This window comes from Roseinatronobacter alkalisoli (assembly GCF_028745735.1).
GTDB classification, from domain to species: Bacteria; Pseudomonadota; Alphaproteobacteria; order Rhodobacterales; family Rhodobacteraceae; genus Roseinatronobacter; species Roseinatronobacter alkalisoli.
In genome coordinates this window covers 51058-70421 of record NZ_JAQZSM010000006.1, presented here as the reverse complement: position 1 = coordinate 70421, position 19364 = coordinate 51058, and the positions used below count along the sequence as shown (strand labels likewise).

Here is a 19364-nt window from a genome sequence, read left to right as displayed (position 1 = left end):
TAGCCTGATGTTACCTGCCATTTGGGAGGGGGGTATTGCCACCCTGTATCGCGATGCCGAAGGGTCACCATGCTGGAACCGGATGATTCCGCGCTTTTGCTGCAACTGGGCGATACCGCATCAGGTGTATCGGGCTGGACAGGGTTCCTGCGTTCCGTCGCCGCGCGGTTTCAGACCAATGCCGCCACGCTGTTTCTGTCGCGCGCATACTGGACATGGGACCATGGGCATGCCCCGCCACCGTCGCCGGATGCGGCGCATGACGTTCCGATCCCACAGTTATTCGCTGGGCTGCGACCATCGCGGGTTTATTCCGGTGAAGAACTGCACGACCGCGCGCTGGCCCAGGAAGCTGTATGGCTGGGCGCAGAGAACCGGGCGCTTGCGCTGAAATGCCACAATGGCCCGGCCTGCCTGTTGCTGCGTCGCGACTCCGGGGTATTCCGGGCCGCTGACACGGCGCGGCTGGCCTCCTATGCGCCGCATCTGGCGCAGGCTTTGGATTTGTGGCACCGCATGCATGCCGCTGAAATACAGCGGCACCGGGCCGAAGAACTGGCGCGGCGTATCGGGGTGGGGCGGCTGGTGCTGGATATGCGCAAGGCGGAAATTCTGGACATGGATGCGGTGGCCGCCAATCTGCTGGCGGAATCCGGGCGCGATGCCAGCAGCCTGATTGGTGCCGCACAGGCATATACAGCGCCTGCGGTGGTGCTCCTTCCGGCTGGGCTGGACATGCTGATCCTGCCGGACAGGTCTGCGGCGCATTGCGTCACGGCCTATGTGCGCCATATCAATGCGCCGCTGCCTGACCCCGCGCTGATTGCTGCAGCGCTTGGCATTTCCCGCGCAGAAGCGCGCCTTGCGCGTGCGCTGGGGGAAGGGGCGTCGCTGATCGACGCCGCTGCGCAACTGGGTCTGACAGTGGAAACCGCGCGCAACTATTCCAAACGCATCTATGCCCGCACTGGATTAAGGGGGCAAGCGGCGCTGGTGCGCCATATGTGGTGTAGTACGCTGTCATTGGGCAGATAACGAATGGTGCCACGCAACAGAAAAGATTGTGTGAACAGCCACAAGGCGTTAAGAATTGTTCAACAAGCTGTTTCTGAATTCTCTACGCACCCGGGCAGAAGGTGCGCAGCTTCAGGATTTTGGGGCGGGTAAGGTATAGGGCAGACCAGAATGACAGAGGCAATGTCACGGCGCGAAATCGAAGATGTTTTGTCATCCATCCGCAGATTGGTTGCGCAGGATCCCACCCGACAAGGGCAGTCGGCGCCTGAGCAACCGGCGGAGGCGGCACCGGGCAAGCTGATTCTTACATCGGCGCTGCGCGTGCCCGATGATGCGCCCGCAGCGGATGCTGAAACACCCGCGCCCCCCGTTACACAGGATGATACGGGGGATGACGCGCTTGCCACGGATCAGGCAGCGCCTGATGCGAAAGGGGCGGATCAGGCGGCGGAACCAAAGCAGGAAGTGCCCACAGAAGCGCCAACCGCTATTCACATGCTGCGCGCGATGAACCGGCGCGACGCCGAGGACCGCGCCGCCGCCGCGCCGCTTGCCGATATCGCCGATGCGAACCCGGATACCCCCGCAGGGGCGGAACCGGACCTGGCGCTGGAAGCCACATTGGCGCGGCTGGAACGCGCGCTTTCGCAACAGGATGCGGGGTTTTCCCGGTCTGAACCTGTTCCGTTGCGCGCGGTGCAGGGTACAAAAGACGGACAGCCCGCAAATGACACCGCTGCGGTTTCAGATGAAGCGGTGATTGATGAAGCGATGCTGTATCAGATCGTTGCCGACATTGTGCGGCAGGAATTGCAGGGCGAGTTGGGTGAGCGGATCACGCGCAATATCCGCAAACTGGTGCGTGCTGAAGTGGCGCGCGAACTGCAACTGCGCAAGCCCTAGCGCTGAGTGCGGCAATGCGGGAAACGCCCCGTTTGCGGATGGACTGGCGTGAACCGGGTGTTGGTAATTCCCAAAGGCCGCAAGGCCGCCGCGCCACAGGTCTGGCTGTCCTGCGCCTGCCGATTTGGCCAGCGTCACCACACGCCTTGAATGTGGGGCTGCCGTTCCTGACTCGCCGATAGCGCGTGCTTTGCGTTAGTATCAACCGGGGTTTCACGCCGAAATCCCCCAAAGCCACATTCCGGTGTGATCGGTCGCGTCAGGTTTCGTCTTCGAGCAGGTGATCTTCCCAATCCTCCACCGGGATTTCGAATTCGGGCACAGTACGGCCGCACATTGACATGCCCGCGCTATGGGGGGAATTCGCGTCACCGGTGATCAGCGGGTGCCATTCCGGCAGTGTGCGGCCCTCGTGCAGCCGCCTGTAGGCACAGGTTGCGGGCATCCAATAAGCAATATCATCCAGGGTTTCGGGCGTCAGGACAACGCATTCCGGCACGATCTGCTTGCGGATGTCATAGTTCCCGCAACGACATGTGCTGTCATCGAACAGGCGACAGGCCACGCGGGTGAAAACCAGTTCGCCCGTGTCGATATCTTCCAGCTTGTTCAGGCAGCACCTGCCACAGCCATCGCACAGCGCTTCCCATTCCTGCGGGGTCATGCTGTTCAGCGGAATGGTTTCCCAGAAACGATGGCGTAGTTTTTCACTCATGTGGGGCATGTAAGACGGCAGCGGCGCAAGGGAAAGGTCGAATCCCCGCGCCGCGCTGTTTATGTCATGTCTGGCGCAGCAGTTTTCCGGGATTCATTATGCCTTGCGGGTCCAGCGCGGTTTTCAATGTGGTCATCACATCCCAGCCCGCACCATGTTCGGCATCCATGTATTTCAGCTTGCCCATGCCGATACCATGTTCCCCACTGACCGTGCCGCCAAGGCGCAGTGCACGTTCGGCCATGCGATGGGCCAATGCATTGGCCTTGGCAATCTGGGCGGGGTCGTCACGGTCAGGCAGCAGAAGCACATGAAAATTCCCGTCCCCGACATGCCCCAGAATTGGCCCCGGCAGCCCGGATTGTGCAATGTCACTGGCGGTTTCCGTGACCGCCTGCGCCAGTTTCGAAATCGGCACGCAGACATCGGTTGTCATGGCGTGGACGTCGGGCCACTGTGCCCGCGCGGCGTAATAGGCGTTATGGCGCATTTTCCACAGGCGGTTGCGGTCCTCTTGCCGTTCGGCCCACTGAAATGCACTGCCGCCCATATCTGTGACAATCTCGCCAAAGCTTTCTGCCTGTTCGCGCGTGCTTTGGGTTGTGCCGTGGAATTCCACCATCAGATGCGGCTTTTCCGGCATGTCCGTGCCGTTCTGCGCATTGAAAACGCGGACGAATGTTGCATCTATGAATTCTATCCGCGCCATCGGAATGCCGGACTGGATGGTCAGAATGACGGTTTGCGTCGCTGCTTCCATGTCGTCGAAGGCGCAGACTGCCGCTGAAACGGCTTCGGGCTGGCCCTGCAGGCGCAATGTCAGTTCCGTGATCAGCCCAAGCGTGCCTTCGGCACCGACAAACAGCGCTGTCAGGTCATATCCGGTAGATGATTTCGGTGCGCGCGTGCCGGTGCGCAGGGTGCGTCCGTCGGCAAGCACCACTTCCAGCGCCAGAACATTTCCACGCATCGTGCCATAGCGCACAGCTGTTGTTCCAGATGCCCGCGTGGATGCCATCCCCCCGAGGGTGGCATTCGCACCGGGGTCCACCGGAAAGAACAGGCCAGTGGCGCGCAGTTCTTCGTTCAGTTGCTCGCGCGTCACACCCGGCTGGACAACAACCAGCATATCTTCTGCGCTGACATGAAGGACGCGGTTCATGCGGCTGAAATCAACCGTAATTCCGCCATGCGGTGCAAGCGCATGCCCTTCAAGTGACGTGCCCGCCCCCCATCCGATGACCGGCAGACCATGCGCGGTGCAAATCGACACGATGCCCGCAACCTCTGCGGTGGTTTCAGGATAGGCCACGCCATCGGGAGGCATGTCAGGGAAATGCGATTCTGACTGCCCATGCAGCGCCCTGTCCGACGTGCCGGTGGTGAACCGGTCGCCCAACAGGGCATGCAGCGCGTCAAAGGCAGGTTGCATCGGGCTGGTCATACCCGTTCGACCGTAACTTTTCCGGCGTCAAAGGCCAGATAACCCTGCACCTGTGCAGCCGCTTCGCTGGGCGCGGTCAGGCTATAGGCGGCATTGAGCAAAAGCCCTTCGGGGCTGGAAAGATGGTAAAATTCGCCCGCCCCACGGTCATCGCAGATCAGGGCACGGTCAGAGGGTTCCAGAACCGCTGCGGCAATATCTTCGCGCGGGAAATAAATGACGAAGGGAAAGTCGCGCTGTATCAGTTCCAGCGCTGCGTTGCTTTCCCCGATCACGGCGCCATTGGCGCGTACCACCCATGTTCCTTCGGCCGGATATATTTTGACATTCCGCATCATGTTGTTTCGTGTCCTTATTGTTTACCCTGTTACACGCACTATCGCAGGGTTTGACCCGAAGGCAAAGTGCGCAATTTGTCCTTATTCCGACGGGTCAGACCGGTTTGCAGGCCGCGACCAGCCAGTTGCGCGCATTCTCCGGCAGCAAAGGCGACAGCGCCGTGACCACCCGCGCATGATAGTGGTTCAACCACGCGCGTTCATCCGCGCTCAGCATGTCAGGCACCACAAGGCGGGTGTCAATCGGTGCAAGGGTCAGGGTTTCAAACGCCAGCCAGTCACGCGGATCGCCCCCTTCGGGGGCGGGGTCCATGCGCACGGTCACAAGGTTTTCGATCCTTATGCCAAATTCCCCTTCGCGGTAATATCCGGGTTCATTGGACAGGATCATCCCTTCTGCCAGCGGCACTTGCGAAATACGTGACAGGCGCTGCGGCCCTTCATGCACCGACAGGAATGCGCCGACGCCGTGGCCGGTGCCATGGTCATAATCCAGCCCCGCCAGCCACAGCGGATAACGCGCCAGCGCATCCAGATGCCCGCCCGCCACGCCGCGTGGAAACCGTGCGCGGGAAATGGCGATCATGCCTTGCAGGACGCGGGTGAAACATGCGGCTTCCAGCCCGCCCACCGGACCGATGGCAATGGTGCGGGTAATGTCGGTTGTGCCGTCCAGATATTGCCCGCCCGAATCCACCAGCATCAGGTCACCGGGGATCAGGCGGCGATTGCTGGCCTCGGTCACGCGGTAATGCACGATCGCGCCATTCGGCCCTGACCCGGCGATCGTGTCAAAACTCAGATCACGCAGTGCACCAGTGGCATGGCGGCAGGATTCCAGATGCCGGGCAATGTCGATTTCGGTCAACACATGGTCGGGCCTTGCGACCAGTGCAGCGGCCTGCGCATCCAGCCAGCACAGAAATTCCACCATGGCCGCACCGTCGCGCAGATGGGCGGCGCGCGCGCCTGCAAGTTCCGCTGGCGTCTTGCGGGCTTTGGGTTGCTGGCAGGGGTCCGGCATGAAACTGGTAGCCGTATTGCAGTCGCGCAGAATATCCAGCACCCGCAACGGCACGGACCCCTTGTCCAGCTGTACTGGTCCCGCCAGCTTGCGCAGTGCGGGTTCAAACGCTTCAAACGGATGGATCTGCACATCACTGCCCAAATTTACCGCCGCCAGTTTTTCCGGCGGGGCAAACAGGTCCACGCGGCCATCGTCGTGGACAATCGCGAAGCCCTGAACAACCGGCAGGCGCGGCAGGTCCGCACCGCGGATATTCAGCAGCCAGCAAATGCTGTCAGGCTGGGTCAGCACTGTTGCGCGCTGATCATTGGTGGCCAGTGCCGCACCGACCTGTCGGCGTTTGCTGGCAGCACTCGCGCCCGCCAGATCTTCTGGATAGGCATATGCAGGGGCCGATGGCGGGGCAGGACGGTCGTTCCAGATGGCGTCTATCTGGTTTTCCATCCGTTGGAGGGAAATGCCGCTGCCCTTCAGCCCCTTTTCCAGCGCGTCAATTTCGTCCGGGGTGTGCAGCCACGGGTCAAACCCGACAACACCACCTGCGGGCAGGGTATCGCACAACCAGTCCGCCGGTTTGGTTTCGGGCCAGTTGACCGGGGTAAAATCCGGGGCACATTGCAGCTTTGCCTGCACACGGTAGCGCCCATCGACGAACAGTCCCGCGCGGTCGGGCAGCACAATGCAAAACCCGGCAGAGCCGGTGAACCCGGTCAGCCATGCCAGTCGTTCATCGCACGACGCTACATATTCGCCCTGATGGGCATCGGCGCGGGGAATGATGAACCCGTCCACCCCGTGCCCCTGCAACGCATGGCGCAAGGCGCGCAGGCGCGGCGGGCCATCTTCGGGGCGGGTCGTTGCGGTGTAATTCTGGAACATGTGGCGCGCGCTCCTGACTGTGCGTGCGCCTAGTGGTAGTGGTGGGTCGCAGGGGGGTCAATGGGGCGGGCACATTCGCGTGCTACACCCCCTCCCATGTCAGACCGGGCCGGTAGCGTGCCTGAACGCGCCCGTTTTCCAACGCAAGCAGGTGCAGCCAGCCATTGTCAAACAGTGCGCGCACCGCGCCATGCCGGGCCAGCACATCGGCAATGGCATGCTGGGGCGCTTCGATCAGTACCGATAGCCGCAGGGGTGTATGGATGAAATCCTGCCCGTCATGTACCGCCTGCCAGGGCAGGCCGGGGCGCAGAATACCGCCATTGCCTTGCACAACCCCGATACCGCCCACCACGTTATGGATCAGTTTGTTTCCCCCGCCAAAGGCTTCGGGTGCCACGCAGGACGCGTAATATTGCAGGCTGATCCAGCTTGCCACCACAACCGGCGCGGTCAGGATCAGTTCCAATGTGGAAAACCCCTGATCTGCCTGCCAGTCATAGCTGTGCAAAAACGCCCGCCCGCCAAGATCGGCTCCGGCAGTTGCAGCGCGCGGGGCTGCAATAAAGGACGCGCAGCCTGCCAGCCCCCATTCGGGGCGCGTTTCTGCCCAGTCGGCCGCGCGGGTGGCCAGATTGCCCGCCGTGGCGCGTGGCAGGCGGGGGGCGCGTTCGTTGCGCGCCAATGTACTCGCGCGGGCCAGCCATTCCTGCGCCTGTGCAATGTCGTGCTGATGTGCGGGGGCTTGCGTGTCATGAAACAACGTAACCGTGTCGGTTGTGGTGTCATGCAGCCCGGCCATGAACAGCGTGTCATCGGGCAGGGTGATGCCCTGCGCGGGCAATCCGCTGCGCGTGTCGGGATCGTTCAGCAATTGCGCCAGCAGCCGTGCCGACACCTCGCCCGACTGGCCGCCACATGCCCCGCATTGATAGGCGCTGGCATGGGGGTTGTTGGTGACATGCGCGCCATGGCCCAGCAGCAGAACCAGCCGTGCATGGCCCGATTGCAGGCTCATGGCGCGCAGGATTGTTGCCGCGATGCGGGCCTTGTCTGCGGGCGGAAGTGGCGTTTCAAAACGCGGCGCGGGGGCCAGCGGTGCGGGTTTCGGGCTGCGCGCCAGCGCAGATTTCAGCAGCTTCCAGCCATAGATCGGCCCCGCCGATTCGACAAAGGCGAAGGAAGAAACCGCCGCCTGCCGGAACCTGCCCCATGCGCGGACAGCGCGCGCGCCAATGCGCGCGCCATGCTCGGCTGCGGGGTCGGCATGGCTGCACGATGTCAGCGCAGGGGCCAGCAGAACCGGCAGATGCGCCTGCATGTCATCTGTACCATGGGGTTTGTGTGCGATAGGAAGTCCGAAAAATCCTGCAAATCCAATGGTTTCTATTTCGTTATTAATGCTTTCAAGCTGCCGCCGGAACACTTCGGACCGCACATCAATACAGAATGCCGCCTGCAGGGTGGCCCGCCCGGCATGCGGCTTCGGTCCGGTCAGTGCCGCGGCCAGTTTGCGCTGATAGGCGCGCTCAGCGGCGTCCTGGAATATGGCATCGATAATGTGGTCGGCACCTGCGCTGACAGGGGTTGAATGTGCTGCGCAGGTTTGTGCCCAAGGTTGCGCCAGTTCCGGCATATGCGCCAGAAGCGCTTCTTCCCAGATCAGGCGGATGGCCAGAAGGTCGGTCACGGTGCTGTCTGTGTTGCCTGCAAGTTCTGCCTGCCACAACAGCCAGCGCGCATGCTGCGCCCAACCGCCCAGATCCATCAGCAGGCGGTGAAACAGGGTTTCAGCGGCGCAATCGGGGATATTCAGCGCATCGCAGGCGCGCAGGATTGCGCGTTCAGCCGTATCGGGGGCGGCGGCGACATGGGCACAAAACCCCGTAAGGCCAGATATTTCGGGGGTCAGGTCATGGCTGGCCCATTCGCGCCATGCGGTGAATGCATCCCGGCCGGGGGCAGGTGTCCACAGCGCTTGCCCCCGTTCGAAATGCCCCGCAGCCCAAAGCCCGAAACACCGTGCAATGATGGCGGGCCAGTCTGTGCCGCCGGATGTTGCGGCAAGCCCGGCCAGCGTCGGCAGCGGCAGGGCGCGGGGCGCAGGGGTGGCAAGCTGTGCCTTCTGCGCTGTGATATCCGAAGGTTTGTCCGGGCTGCCGCTGGCCTGCAATGCCGCGCGCAGGTCATTGTCGCTGATGGTGCCTGCCATGACCTGTGCGGCAAAGGTTTCGCGCGGCTGCGTCAGGCGCACGCCTGCGACCCGTGCCAGTCTGGCCTGCGCGGCTGGCAGGTCATGATCGGCTTGTCCCATGAAAGGATTGACAGCAACGGTTGCATCCAGTGGAAAGGCGGGCGGGATGGCATGCGCGGCGGCTTCGGCGGCTTTGCGCAGGGCGGCGATGCGTGCAGGTTTGATTTCTGCATGTCTGATGAACATCCGGGTTTTCCTTGGTAGAAATGTTAAAAAATCAATTGCGCTGCGACAGTCGCAACCCGCCGATCATCCGGTCAAGCACGGCGTTCAGATACAGGCCATTGGCCAGATGCACCCGCAGTCCTGCCGCTGCGGGGTGATGCGCCCAGATCGGAAACAGCGCCTGCGCGATTGCGACAACCCCGAAGGACATGATCGCCAGCGTGATCAGCGCCCATTCCAGCGGCCCTGCAACCGGAGGCGCGGGCAGATGCGGCCCCCAAAGCGCGCTCGCGCCAAGGTGAAAGCCGAAATATGCGATGGCCGCGCCCAATGCCGCAGCAAGCGTGCGCAGTGTCAGGGCTTTTGGCGCGGTATCCGCCAACCCCTGTGCAACAAGATAAGCCACACCAAGGATAAGGATTGCGCCCAATGCCAGTGCTTGTGGTGATTTCGGTCCGGACAACATCGCAAACCCTGTCGCCACGCCTGCATATAACAACAGCGCCAGCGCGAAGGCCCGCATGACTACCTTGCCCCCCGGCACCGCCACCGGGCCGGGTTTGCGCACTGAAGCAACTGCCTGAACAGCGCCCCCGGACGACAGGAATGCATGTGCCTTATACAGGGAATGGGCCACGATATGCAGCAACGCCAGCGGCCACAGGCCCAGCCCGCATTGCAACAACAAGAACCCCATCTGCGACACAGTTGACCAGGCCAGCCCGGTTTTGACAGAACTTTGCGTCAGCATGACCATCGCCCCGAACAGCGCCGTGAACCCGCCCAGCATGACCAGTGCGGCCATGGCGGAGGGGCTGGCCTGTATAACTTGTGCCAGACGGATCAGAATGAATCCGCCCGCATTGATGATACCTGCATGCAGCAATGCGGAAACCGGGGTGGGCGCTTCCATGACTTCGGTCAGCCAGCCATGCAGGGGGAATGCGGCGGTTTTGACAGCGGCGGCCAGAACCAGCAGGCCGGCTGCGAAGCCGGTCATCACCGGCAGGGGGGCGGTGGCGGCCAGCGCGGCCAGGGCCACAATGTCGGTCGTGCCGAATGCCCCCCATAGCAGCCCTGCCGCCGCGATCAGCGCGACATCGCCCACGCCCCAGCAGAGGGAGAATTTCGCAGCCGCGCGCCGGGCCTCTGCGCGGTCGGGATAGAACAGCAGCAAGCGGCGCAGGCCTTGCCCCACCGCCAGCGATGCCAGCACCAGCACGCCCATGCTGCCGGATTGTACCAGCACCAGCACTGCCGCCAGTGTGACCAGCATCAGGGCGTGAAACGCACCTTCGCGGTGCTCGCCATCCAGATAGCTGCGGGAATAGCGCGTGACGATCCAGCCCACAAAAGTTACCAGCAGCGACATTGTTGCGCTGATGGCATCCAGCCGGAAGGACAGCGGAGCAGCATCAGGACCGGATGACAGGGTAACGGGACCACTGGCCCAAAGCTGCGCCACCCCGCCGAGGGCGAGCAGGACAGCAGCAAAAGCCGCGCCTTCGGCCAAGAGCGGCAATTTGCCCGGACGGCGGCCCGGATGTCTGGCGGCCAATGCCGCCACTGCCAGCAACAGAATTGGGGCAAACAGGGTCAGTGGCGGAAGCGTCAGCATGGGCGAAGTCCTGTGCAATATGTGTTGTGGGCAGATACCGCTTGCATAACTTCTATAAAATTACATATTTTAGCTTAATTCGTTCTGTTTTGTGAAATAATGGCGCAAATCAACCTTCATCATCTGCGATTGTTCCGTGCGGTCGCGACCGATGGCACCCTGACCGGGGCCGCGCGGGGGTTGAACCTGTCGCAATCGGCGCTGTCCACGCAGATACGCGCGCTGGAAGCGGCGCTTGGGCATGATCTGTTTGAACGGCGCGGGCGCGGGCTGCACCTGACAGAGGCGGGCCAGATCGCGCTGGACCATGCCGAAGCGATTTTTCGCACCGCCGATGACCTGAGCGCGACGCTGCAACAGGCCGGTACATCACGGCGCGCGCTGCGCGTGGGGGCGCTTGCCACGCTGTCGCGCAATTTCCAGATGCAGTTCCTGCGCCCCCTGATCGGGCGCACTGATGTCGAAGTGGTGGTGCGGTCCGGTTCGCAGGGGGAATTGCTGCGCGGGCTGGAAACGCTGGCGCTGGACGTGGTCCTGACAAATCTGCCACCGGCGCAGGATGCCAGCAGCCCCTGGTTGGTTGATTCATTGGCCGAACAACCTGTCAGCCTGATTGGCACCCCCGCGCGCGTTGGCGCGCAAAACCGCCCGATACGGGATCTGCTGATCAGCGAGCCACTGATTCTGCCCGCGCCCGATACGGCCCTGCGCGCAGGATTCGATGCCTTGACTGCGCGGCTGGGTGTCGTTCCTGTCATCGCCGCAGAAGCGGATGACATGGCCATGCTGCGCCTTCTTGCGCGCGAGAATGCCGGGCTGGCTGTCCTGCCGCCTATTGTTGTTGCCGATGAACTGGCGTCCGGCATGTTGCGCGACGCCGCGCGACTGGAGGGGCTGCGCGAATATTTCCTTGCAGTAACCCGCAAACGGCGTTTCCCGAACCCGCTGCTGGCGCAGGTACTGGACTACGCGCAGCGCGGTTGACTGTCGGGCGGTTGACCGATCTTGACATATTCGCCTATTGTAAAGTTTCATGATTTGCGCGTGTAAAGCCGTTTTTGACGGCGTGAAAAATCAGCGTGCGCGCAAAGTCACGATCAGAACCGACAGGAAAATATGCAGATGTGCCAATGACGAAAATCAGGAATATGGAAGAATTCGCGCGTTTGACCGGCATATCGCGGCCGACCGTGTCAAAATATTTCAATGACCCGGAAAGCGTGCGCAAGACGACACGCGACCGGATTGAACAGGCGCTGGCGCAATATGATTACCGCCCCAATATTTTTGCAGTAAACCAGAACCGGAAACTGACCAAGAATATCGGTATTGTGGTGCCCTATCTGGCGGACCCGTTTTTTGCTGAAATCGCGCGTTGTATTGAACGGCGCTGCATTGAATCCGGATTCTGGCCTATTCTGTTCAGTGCGCATGGCGATCAGGCACTGGAAATCGACATTCTGGACAGCTTGCGGTCGCTGAAACCGGCAGGCGTGTTGCTGGCCCCACTGGGGCGGCGGTCTGACAGGTCCGGAATAGAGAAATTCTGCAAGGATGTGCCGACAGTGCTGTTTGACAGCTATATCGAAGGCGTGGGCGAGGCGTTCGTCGGGTCGGACAATGCGCAATTCGTGGACCAGATTGTTGAATACCTGTGCCGCACGGGTGCGCCGCCCTGTTTTTTCGAAATGCAGCCGGTGAACCCAAACGCGAATAAACGCCGCAATGCCTATATTGCAGTCATGGAACGCCTTGGTCATGACCCGAAGGTGCTGCGTGTGGCGGGGGATGGCTGGGAATTCGAGAAGGTCGGTTATGAAGGGGCGCTGAAGATCATCGACAGCGGGCAACTCAGCACGGATACGGTGCTGTGCAGCAATGACCGGCTTGCTATCGGGTTTCTGACAGCGTGCTATGAACGTGGCTTGCGGGTGGGGCATGCGGCGGGTTGCGCGCTGCGCGTGGCCGGAATTGATGACCACCCGTTTTCACGTTTCACCTGTCCGCCCCTGACCACTGTGGCACAGGATTATGAGGCAGTGTCCAATCGCAGCACGCGCATTCTGTTTGAACTGATCGAGGGGGGCAGGTCCGGGCAGGCACGTTCCGAAACCTTGTTTGAGGGGCGTTTGGTGATGCGGGCGTCTGCATAAAAATTTGCGCGCGTAAAATTTATATTGACTGCGCGGCGCGATTCGACTTACCCTGCGCTACATCATCCAATCAACCAAGGGAGGAGAACGGATGTCTTTCAGAACGTCACTCGGTATCGCGAGTGCGCTGGCCATTGCTGCGGCAAGTGCGGGCCATGCACAGGAACTGTCCGGCACTGTGACCATTGCCACTGTGAACAACGGCGACATGATCCGCATGCAGGGCCTGACCGCCGATTTCAACGCGCAATATCCCGACATCACCCTGGAATGGGTCACGCTGGAAGAAAACGTGCTGCGCCAGCGTGTCACACAGGACATCGCCACCCGTGGCGGCCAGTTTGATGTCATGACCATCGGCACCTATGAAGTGCCCATCTGGGGCGAGAATGGCTGGCTGGTGTCGCTGAATGATCTGCCTGACGAATGGGATGCAGATGACCTGCTGCCGGCCATCCGCGACGGCCTGACAGTGGATGGTGAACTTTATGCGGCGCCGTTTTATGGCGAAAGCTCCATGGTGATGTACCGCACCGACCTGATGGAAGCTGCCGGACTGGACATGCCCGAAGCCCCGACATGGGACTTCATCCGCGAAGCAGCGGCCGCCATGACTGATGGCGATGTGTATGGCATCTGTCTGCGCGGCAAGGCGGGCTGGGGCGAGAATATGGCCTTTCTTACGGCAATGGCCAACAGCTTCGGCGCGCGTTGGTTCGATGACGACTGGAACGCCCAGTTCGACAGCGAAGAATGGGCCAATACGCTGAATTTCTACATGGATATGATGGGCGAATACGGCCCACCCGGCGCGGCGAATAACGGGTTCAACGAAAACCTGTCGCTGTTTCAACAAGGCCGTTGCGGCATGTGGATTGATGCAACCGTTGCCGCAAGTTTCGTTACCAATCCCAATGATTCCACTGTGGCTGATCAGGTCGGTTTTGCTCTGGCCCCCGATAACGGGTTGGGCAAGCGTGGCAACTGGTTGTGGGCATGGTCGCTGGCGGTTCCTGCCGGTTCGCAGCAGACCGATGCGGCAAAAGCCTTTATCGCATGGGCGACCAGCAAGGAATACACAGCCCTTGTCGCCGAAAACGAAGGCTGGGCGAATGTGCCGCCGGGAACGCGCACTTCGCTTTATGAGAATCCGGAATATCTGGAAGCTGCGAGTTTTGCGGAAATGACGCTGCGTTCGATCAATTCGGCCGACCCGATACAACCGACAGTTGACTCGGTTCCCTATACTGGTGTGCAGTTTGTTGCCATTCCTGAATTTGCCGGTTTCGCAACCGAAGTCGGTCAGGAATTCGCCAATGCGCTGGCGGGCCAGCAATCGGTCGAAGCGGCGCTGGAACGGGCACAGGCCCTGACCACAGACGCGATGGAATCCGCTGGCTACTGACGCTTTCCTCCTGCGGTCGGGGGCGGCATCCGTGCCGCCCCCAGACCAACAGCTTCCATGACCTGACCATTCCTTCGGCGGCGCCCTGCCGCCCATGGCGGAGATATGACCATGGCAACCAAGGCTTCCAGAGCCGCCGCGCGCCTGATGCTGGCCCCCGCAGTCATCCTGCTTCTGGGCTGGATGCTGGTGCCGCTGACGATGACGGTGATTTTTTCCTTCAAGCGCTATCTGCCCATGCGCGGCGGCGATCTTGGCTGGGTAGGGTTTGAAAACTATGTCCGGTTCGTAAGTTCCAGCGCGTTCTGGCCCGCAGTCCAGTCCACACTGATGATTGTGGGCGGCGTGCTGTTGATAACGGTCGTGCTGGGCGTGTTGCTGGCCATTCTGCTGGACCAGCCGATGTGGGGGCAGGGGATTGTCCGCATTCTGGTGATCGCGCCGTTTTTTGTCATGCCCACTGTGTCCGCGCTGGTGTGGAAAAACATGTTCATGGACCCTGTGAACGGGCTGTTTGCACATTTATGGCGGTTCTTCGGGGCAACCCCGGTGTCATGGCTGTCAGAGGCGTCAATGCCATCGATCATTCTGATCGTGTCCTGGCAATGGTTGCCCTTCGCCACATTGATCCTGCTGACCGCCATCCAGTCGCTGGACAGTGAACAACTGGAAGCCGCAGAAATGGACGGGGCGCCGCCCTTGTCGCGCTTCATTTATATCACCTTGCCGCATCTGGCGCGCGCAATCACCATTGTCGTGCTGATCCAGACCATTTTCCTGCTGGCCATCTTCGCCGAGATATTCGTGACCACCCAGGGCGCGTTCGGCACCCGCACACTTACCTATCTGATCTTCCAGCGTGTGCTGGAAAGCCAGAATGTGGGGCTGGGGTCCGCTGGTGGGGTTTATGCAATCATTCTGGCCAATATCCTTGCGCTGTTCCTGATGCGCATCGTTGGCAAAAATCTGGACAGGTGAGGAGGACATCATGGCCCGCGCCGTCACCACTCAACGCAAGATCATCAACACCACATTTGCATGGATGGTGGGTCTGCTGATCTTCTTTCCGATCATGTGGACCATCCTGACCAGCTTCAAGACCGAAGCGACTGCCATTGCAGACCCGCCCGTATGGTTCTTCTTTGACTGGACGCTGGACAATTACCGCGTGGTGCAGGAACGGTCCGATTACAGCCGTTTCCTGTGGAATTCGATCATCATCGCAGGCGGATCCACCTTTATGGGTTTGCTGATCGCCATTCCGGCGGCATGGTCCATGGCTTTCGTGCCGTCAAAACGCACCAAGGATATTCTGCTGTGGATGCTGTCCACCAAGATGCTGCCCGCAGTGGGGGTGCTGTACCCGATCTATCTGATATTCATCAGGTTCGGGCTTCTTGACACGCGCATCGGGCTGACTGTTGTGTTGATGTTCATCAACCTGCCGATCATGGTCTGGATGCTGTATACCTATTTCAAGGAAATCCCCGGTGAAATTCTGGAAGCGGCGCGCATGGACGGGGCAGGCCTGCGCGAGGAAATCCTGTATGTACTGACGCCCATGGCGCTGCCTGGCATTGCGTCCACGGTGCTTCTGAACGTGATCCTGGCCTGGAATGAAGCGTTCTGGACATTGAACCTGACCGCTGCCAAGGCCGCCCCCCTGACCGCCTTCATTGCCAGCTATTCCAGCCCGGAAGGGTTGTTTTACGCCAAACTCTCGGCGGCATCGACCATGGCCATTGCGCCGATCCTGATCCTTGGCTGGTTCAGCCAGAAGCAACTTGTGCGCGGCCTGACATTTGGCGCGGTGAAATAAGGATAGATGACATGGGACGCATTGTTCTTGACCAGGTGACCAAAAGCTTCGGCGATGTGACGGTCATTCCGCCGCTGGATCTGACCATCGAGGATGGCGAATTCGCGGTATTTGTCGGCCCATCGGGCTGCGGTAAATCCACGCTGCTGCGCCTGATCGCGGGGCTGGAAGACGTGACATCCGGTGCCATCCGCATTGACGGAGAGGATGCGACAAGCATTTCCCCGGCGAAGCGCGGGCTGGCGATGGTGTTTCAGTCCTATGCGCTTTATCCGCATATGTCGGTGCGCAAGAATATCGCCTTTCCGCTGCGCATGGCGGGTATGGACAAGGCGGAACAGGACCGGCGCGTGGATCTGGCGGCTTCGGTACTGAACCTGACCGACTATCTGGACCGCCGCCCGGGGCAGTTGTCAGGCGGGCAGCGCCAGCGCGTGGCCATTGGCCGCGCCATCGTGCGCGAACCGGCGGCATTCCTGTTCGACGAACCGCTGTCCAACCTTGATGCGGCGCTGCGCGTGGGCATGCGGCTGGAAATTTCCGAACTGCACAAACGGCTGAAAACCACCATGATCTATGTGACCCATGATCAGGTTGAAGCCATGACCATGGCCGACAAGATTGTGGTGCTGCGCGCAGGGTTCATTGAACAGGTCGGCAGTCCGCTGGATCTGTACCACGCGCCGCGCAACCTGTTCGTGGCGGGTTTCATCGGATCACCCAAGATGAACCTGATCGCAGGGGCCGAGGCCGCGAAACATGACGCCCATACAATTGGTGTCCGTCCCGAACATATCAGCGTTTCCGCCACAGACGGGGAATGGTCGGGCGTGGTGGCCGTGTCCGAACATCTGGGGTCGGACACGTTTTTTCACGTGCATCAGACTGGTCTGGCCGACACGATTACCGTGCGCGCCGATGGCGAAGTGGGTTTTCGCCATGGCGACCGCATTCACATGACACCGCGCGCCGATGTCATTCACCGCTTTGACGAACAGGGACTTCGGATCGCATGACACGACTTGCTGGAAAAACCGCGCTGATCACAGGGGCCGCGCGCGGCATCGGGCTGGCCTTCGCGCAGGCCTATATCCGCGAAGGGGCGCGCGTGGCGATTGCAGATATCGACACCGCACGCGCAGGTGATGAAGCCGCGCGTCTGGGCGATGCGGCCTTTGCCGTGGACATGGACGTCACAAGCCAGACCAGCATCGATGCGGCGGTGGATGCAACAATCGCGCATTTCGGCCAGATTGACATTCTGATCAATAACGCCGCCATCTTCACCGCGGCCCCTATCACGGAGATTGCGCGCGAAGATTACGCGCGCTGCTTTGACATCAATGTGGCGGGCACGCTGTTCACGTTGCAGGCCGTGGCGCGGCACATGATTGCGCGCGGGCAGGGTGGCAAGATCATCAACATGGCATCACAGGCAGGTCGGCGCGGCGAAGCGCTGGTGGGTGTTTACTGCGCGACCAAGGCCGCCATCATCAGCCTGACGCAATCGGCGGGGCTGAACCTGATTGGGCATGGCATCAACGTGAATGCCATCGCGCCGGGTGTTGTGGATGGTGAACATTGGGACGGGGTGGATGCATTCTTTGCGAAATACGAAAACAAGGCACCGGGCCAGAAAAAGCGCGAAGTGGGTGCGGCTGTGCCATATGGGCGCATGGGCGTGGCCGAAGACCTGACCGGCATGGCGGTGTTTCTGGCATCATCCGATGCCGATTATATCGTGGCGCAGACCTATAACGTAGATGGTGGCCAATGGATGAGCTGACGCCCCTGTCGCTGGCCACGCTTGACCGCCTGCCTGCCACTGTGCGGGTGCCGCGTTACAGCCGCGCTGATCTGTCCGCCGGTATCGTGCATATCGGGCTGGGCAATTTTCACCGCGCGCATCAGGCATGGTATCTGCACCGGCTGTTCGACATGGGGATGTGCCATGACTGGGCGATACTTGGCGCTGGCGTGCGCCCCGGCGACGCGGCGATGCGTGAAAAGCTGTTGGCGCAGGATTGTTTAAGCACGCTGATCGAGCTGGACCCGTCCGGCAAATCCGCCGAAGTGACAGGCGCAATGATCGGCTTCCTGCCGGTGCAGCCCGATAACGCCGCGCTGATCGCGCAGATGGCGGACCCCGCAATCCGTATCGTTGCACTGACCGTGACCGAAGGGGGGTATTTCATCGATCCTGCCAGCGGCGGTTTTGACAGCACCCATCCTGATATAGTGCATGATGCCGCCAACCCGGACCACCCGCGTACCGCGTTCGGGGCCATGGTTGCGGCGCTGCGCTTGCGGCGTGGTCGTGGGGATGGGCCGTTTACCGGGCTGTGCTGTGACAACCTGCAAGGCAACGGGGCCGTGTTGCGCCAGACTGTGGTGTCACTGGCGCGTCTGTCCGACCCTGAACTGGCGGACTGGATTGATGCGCAGTGCAGCTTTCCCAATGCCATGGTGGACTGTATCGTGCCCGCCACCGGCCCGCGTGAAATTACGCTGGCCCATGGTTTCGGCATTGATGACACCGCCCCCGTCACCCATGAAAATTTCCGCCAATGGGTGATAGAGGATGATTTCTGCGCAGGCCGCCCTGACTGGGACCGCGCGGGCGTGACATTCACCGATAATGTCCATGCCTATGAGGCGATGAAAATCCGCATCCTGAATGGCGGGCATCAGGTGATAGCGGATCCCGGTGAATTGCTGGGTCTGACAACCATTGCGCAGACCATGGCGCATGACGGCGTTCGCGCGTTTCTGCACCGCGTGGTGCGCGACGAAATCGCGCCGCATGTCGCGCCGGTGCCGGGTGTCACACCGCTGGATTATCTGGACCAGATCGAACGTCGCTTTGCCAATCCCGAAATTGCGGATACCACCCGCCGCGTGGCCTTTGACGGGTCCAGCCGCCATCCGGGATTCATTGTGCCGTCCATCCGCGACGGGTTGCGCCAAGGCACACCGGTCACAGGGCTGGCGCTGGTTTCCGCGCTTTGGGCACGCTATTGCGCAGGCACCCGCGAGGATGGCAGCGTGATTGACGCCAATGATCCGCACTGGACCGTGCTGCAAAACGTGGCGCGCGCGGCAGCACAGAATCCGCATCTGTGGCTGGAACAGCGCCAGTATTATGGCGACCTGGCCGGGCATCCCCGTTTCGCAGATGCGTTCTGCGACTGGTTGCGCCGGATAAACGCCGACGGTGTAGAGGCGAGCCTTGCGCACTATCTGCGCTATGTGACTGCATAAATCGCAGTCAGGTCCGCGGGTGCCGCAAGGTTGGTCGTTTCCGGCATGAAACGATCATTGGAAATATATGCCGCGCCGCTGGGAAATCCCGCCATCTGATCAGCCGTCCGCCGGGATGCCGCAGCGACGACTGGCGGCGGTTGACAGTGTTTCCGGGCGGCGTATGATGAAAGTACAGAATAATCATACGATTGCGGAGCGCCCCATGGAACCAGCTTTCCTTACCCTGCCTGCATATGCGGGGTTTGCGCCATTGCGCAAGGCTGGAAAGCGGGCGGCTTGCCTTGTTCACCGCTGCTGGCGAATGTGCGAGGGGTGGTTCAATCCGTGTCATCATGACCAATGCAGCATCTCTCCCCCCCTGCA

General features: G+C 61.1%; 16 protein-coding genes. 10 read left to right on the top strand and 6 right to left on the bottom strand.

What is annotated here, in order from left to right; translation table 11 throughout:
* Positions 1 to 69 precede the first annotated feature (69 nt).
* Entirely contained in the window at positions 70 to 1035 is a 966-nt protein-coding gene (locus PUT78_RS08650; RefSeq protein ID WP_274351858.1) for a helix-turn-helix transcriptional regulator, read from the top strand.
* A gap of 150 nt (positions 1036 to 1185) precedes the next feature.
* Positions 1186 to 1920, top strand: a complete 735-nt coding sequence (locus PUT78_RS08645; protein ID WP_274351857.1) for a hypothetical protein — start codon at positions 1186 to 1188, stop codon at positions 1918 to 1920.
* A gap of 259 nt (positions 1921 to 2179) precedes the next feature.
* Here PUT78_RS08645 and PUT78_RS08640 read toward each other — a convergent pair whose 3' ends face one another.
* From PUT78_RS08640 to PUT78_RS08615, 6 genes are all read right to left on the bottom strand, one after another.
* Positions 2180 to 2635, bottom strand: coding sequence for a YcgN family cysteine cluster protein (locus PUT78_RS08640; RefSeq protein ID WP_274351856.1), 456 nt, complete (start codon positions 2633 to 2635; stop codon positions 2180 to 2182).
* Between the two features lie 64 nt (positions 2636 to 2699).
* On the bottom strand, positions 2700 to 4079 hold the full coding sequence (locus tag PUT78_RS08635) for an FAD-binding oxidoreductase (protein WP_274351855.1): 1380 nt from the start codon (positions 4077 to 4079) through the stop codon (positions 2700 to 2702).
* Positions 4076 to 4417, bottom strand: coding sequence for a DUF427 domain-containing protein (locus PUT78_RS08630; protein ID WP_274351854.1), 342 nt, complete (start codon positions 4415 to 4417; stop codon positions 4076 to 4078). The genes PUT78_RS08635 and PUT78_RS08630 overlap by 4 nt, the downstream gene beginning before the upstream one ends.
* A 94-nt stretch (positions 4418 to 4511) precedes the next feature.
* Entirely contained in the window at positions 4512 to 6323 is a 1812-nt protein-coding gene (locus PUT78_RS08625) for an aminopeptidase P family protein (RefSeq protein ID WP_274351853.1), read from the bottom strand.
* An 82-nt stretch (positions 6324 to 6405) separates the two neighbouring features.
* A complete protein-coding gene (locus PUT78_RS08620; protein ID WP_274351852.1) occupies positions 6406 to 8763 on the bottom strand; it encodes a YbcC family protein in 2358 nt (785 codons plus the stop codon).
* Positions 8764 to 8794: 31 nt separating this feature from the next.
* Entirely contained in the window at positions 8795 to 10360 is a 1566-nt protein-coding gene (locus tag PUT78_RS08615; RefSeq protein WP_274351851.1) for a proton-conducting transporter transmembrane domain-containing protein, read from the bottom strand.
* Between the two features lie 99 nt (positions 10361 to 10459).
* On the opposite strand from PUT78_RS08615, the gene PUT78_RS08610 reads away from it, so the two are divergent.
* The 8 genes from PUT78_RS08610 to PUT78_RS08575 all read left to right on the top strand — a co-directional run bounded on the left by PUT78_RS08610 (position 10460) and on the right by PUT78_RS08575 (position 18998).
* Positions 10460 to 11344, top strand: coding sequence for a LysR family transcriptional regulator (locus tag PUT78_RS08610; protein WP_274351850.1), 885 nt, complete (start codon positions 10460 to 10462; stop codon positions 11342 to 11344).
* A gap of 146 nt (positions 11345 to 11490) precedes the next feature.
* Entirely contained in the window at positions 11491 to 12513 is a 1023-nt protein-coding gene (locus tag PUT78_RS08605) for a LacI family DNA-binding transcriptional regulator (RefSeq protein ID WP_274351849.1), read from the top strand.
* A gap of 91 nt (positions 12514 to 12604) precedes the next feature.
* Positions 12605 to 13918 (top strand): ABC transporter substrate-binding protein, encoded by a 1314-nt coding sequence (locus tag PUT78_RS08600; RefSeq protein WP_274351848.1) that lies wholly within the window; start codon positions 12605 to 12607, stop codon positions 13916 to 13918.
* A 111-nt stretch (positions 13919 to 14029) separates the two neighbouring features.
* Complete coding sequence (locus tag PUT78_RS08595; RefSeq protein WP_274351847.1) at positions 14030 to 14896, top strand: carbohydrate ABC transporter permease; 867 nt, start codon at positions 14030 to 14032, stop codon at positions 14894 to 14896.
* Positions 14897 to 14906: 10 nt separating this feature from the next.
* Complete coding sequence (locus tag PUT78_RS08590; protein ID WP_274351846.1) at positions 14907 to 15737, top strand: carbohydrate ABC transporter permease; 831 nt, start codon at positions 14907 to 14909, stop codon at positions 15735 to 15737.
* 11 nt (positions 15738 to 15748) lie between these two features.
* Complete coding sequence (locus PUT78_RS08585; protein ID WP_274351845.1) at positions 15749 to 16753, top strand: ABC transporter ATP-binding protein; 1005 nt, start codon at positions 15749 to 15751, stop codon at positions 16751 to 16753.
* Positions 16750 to 17523: an L-iditol 2-dehydrogenase gene (locus PUT78_RS08580; protein ID WP_274351844.1), complete on the top strand. Its 774-nt coding sequence runs from the start codon at positions 16750 to 16752 to the stop codon at positions 17521 to 17523. Before PUT78_RS08585 ends, PUT78_RS08580 begins: the two co-directional genes overlap by 4 nt.
* On the top strand, positions 17511 to 18998 hold the full coding sequence (locus PUT78_RS08575; protein ID WP_274351843.1) for a mannitol dehydrogenase family protein: 1488 nt from the start codon (positions 17511 to 17513) through the stop codon (positions 18996 to 18998). The genes PUT78_RS08580 and PUT78_RS08575 overlap by 13 nt, the downstream gene beginning before the upstream one ends.
* The last annotated feature ends 366 nt before the right edge of the window (positions 18999 to 19364 follow it).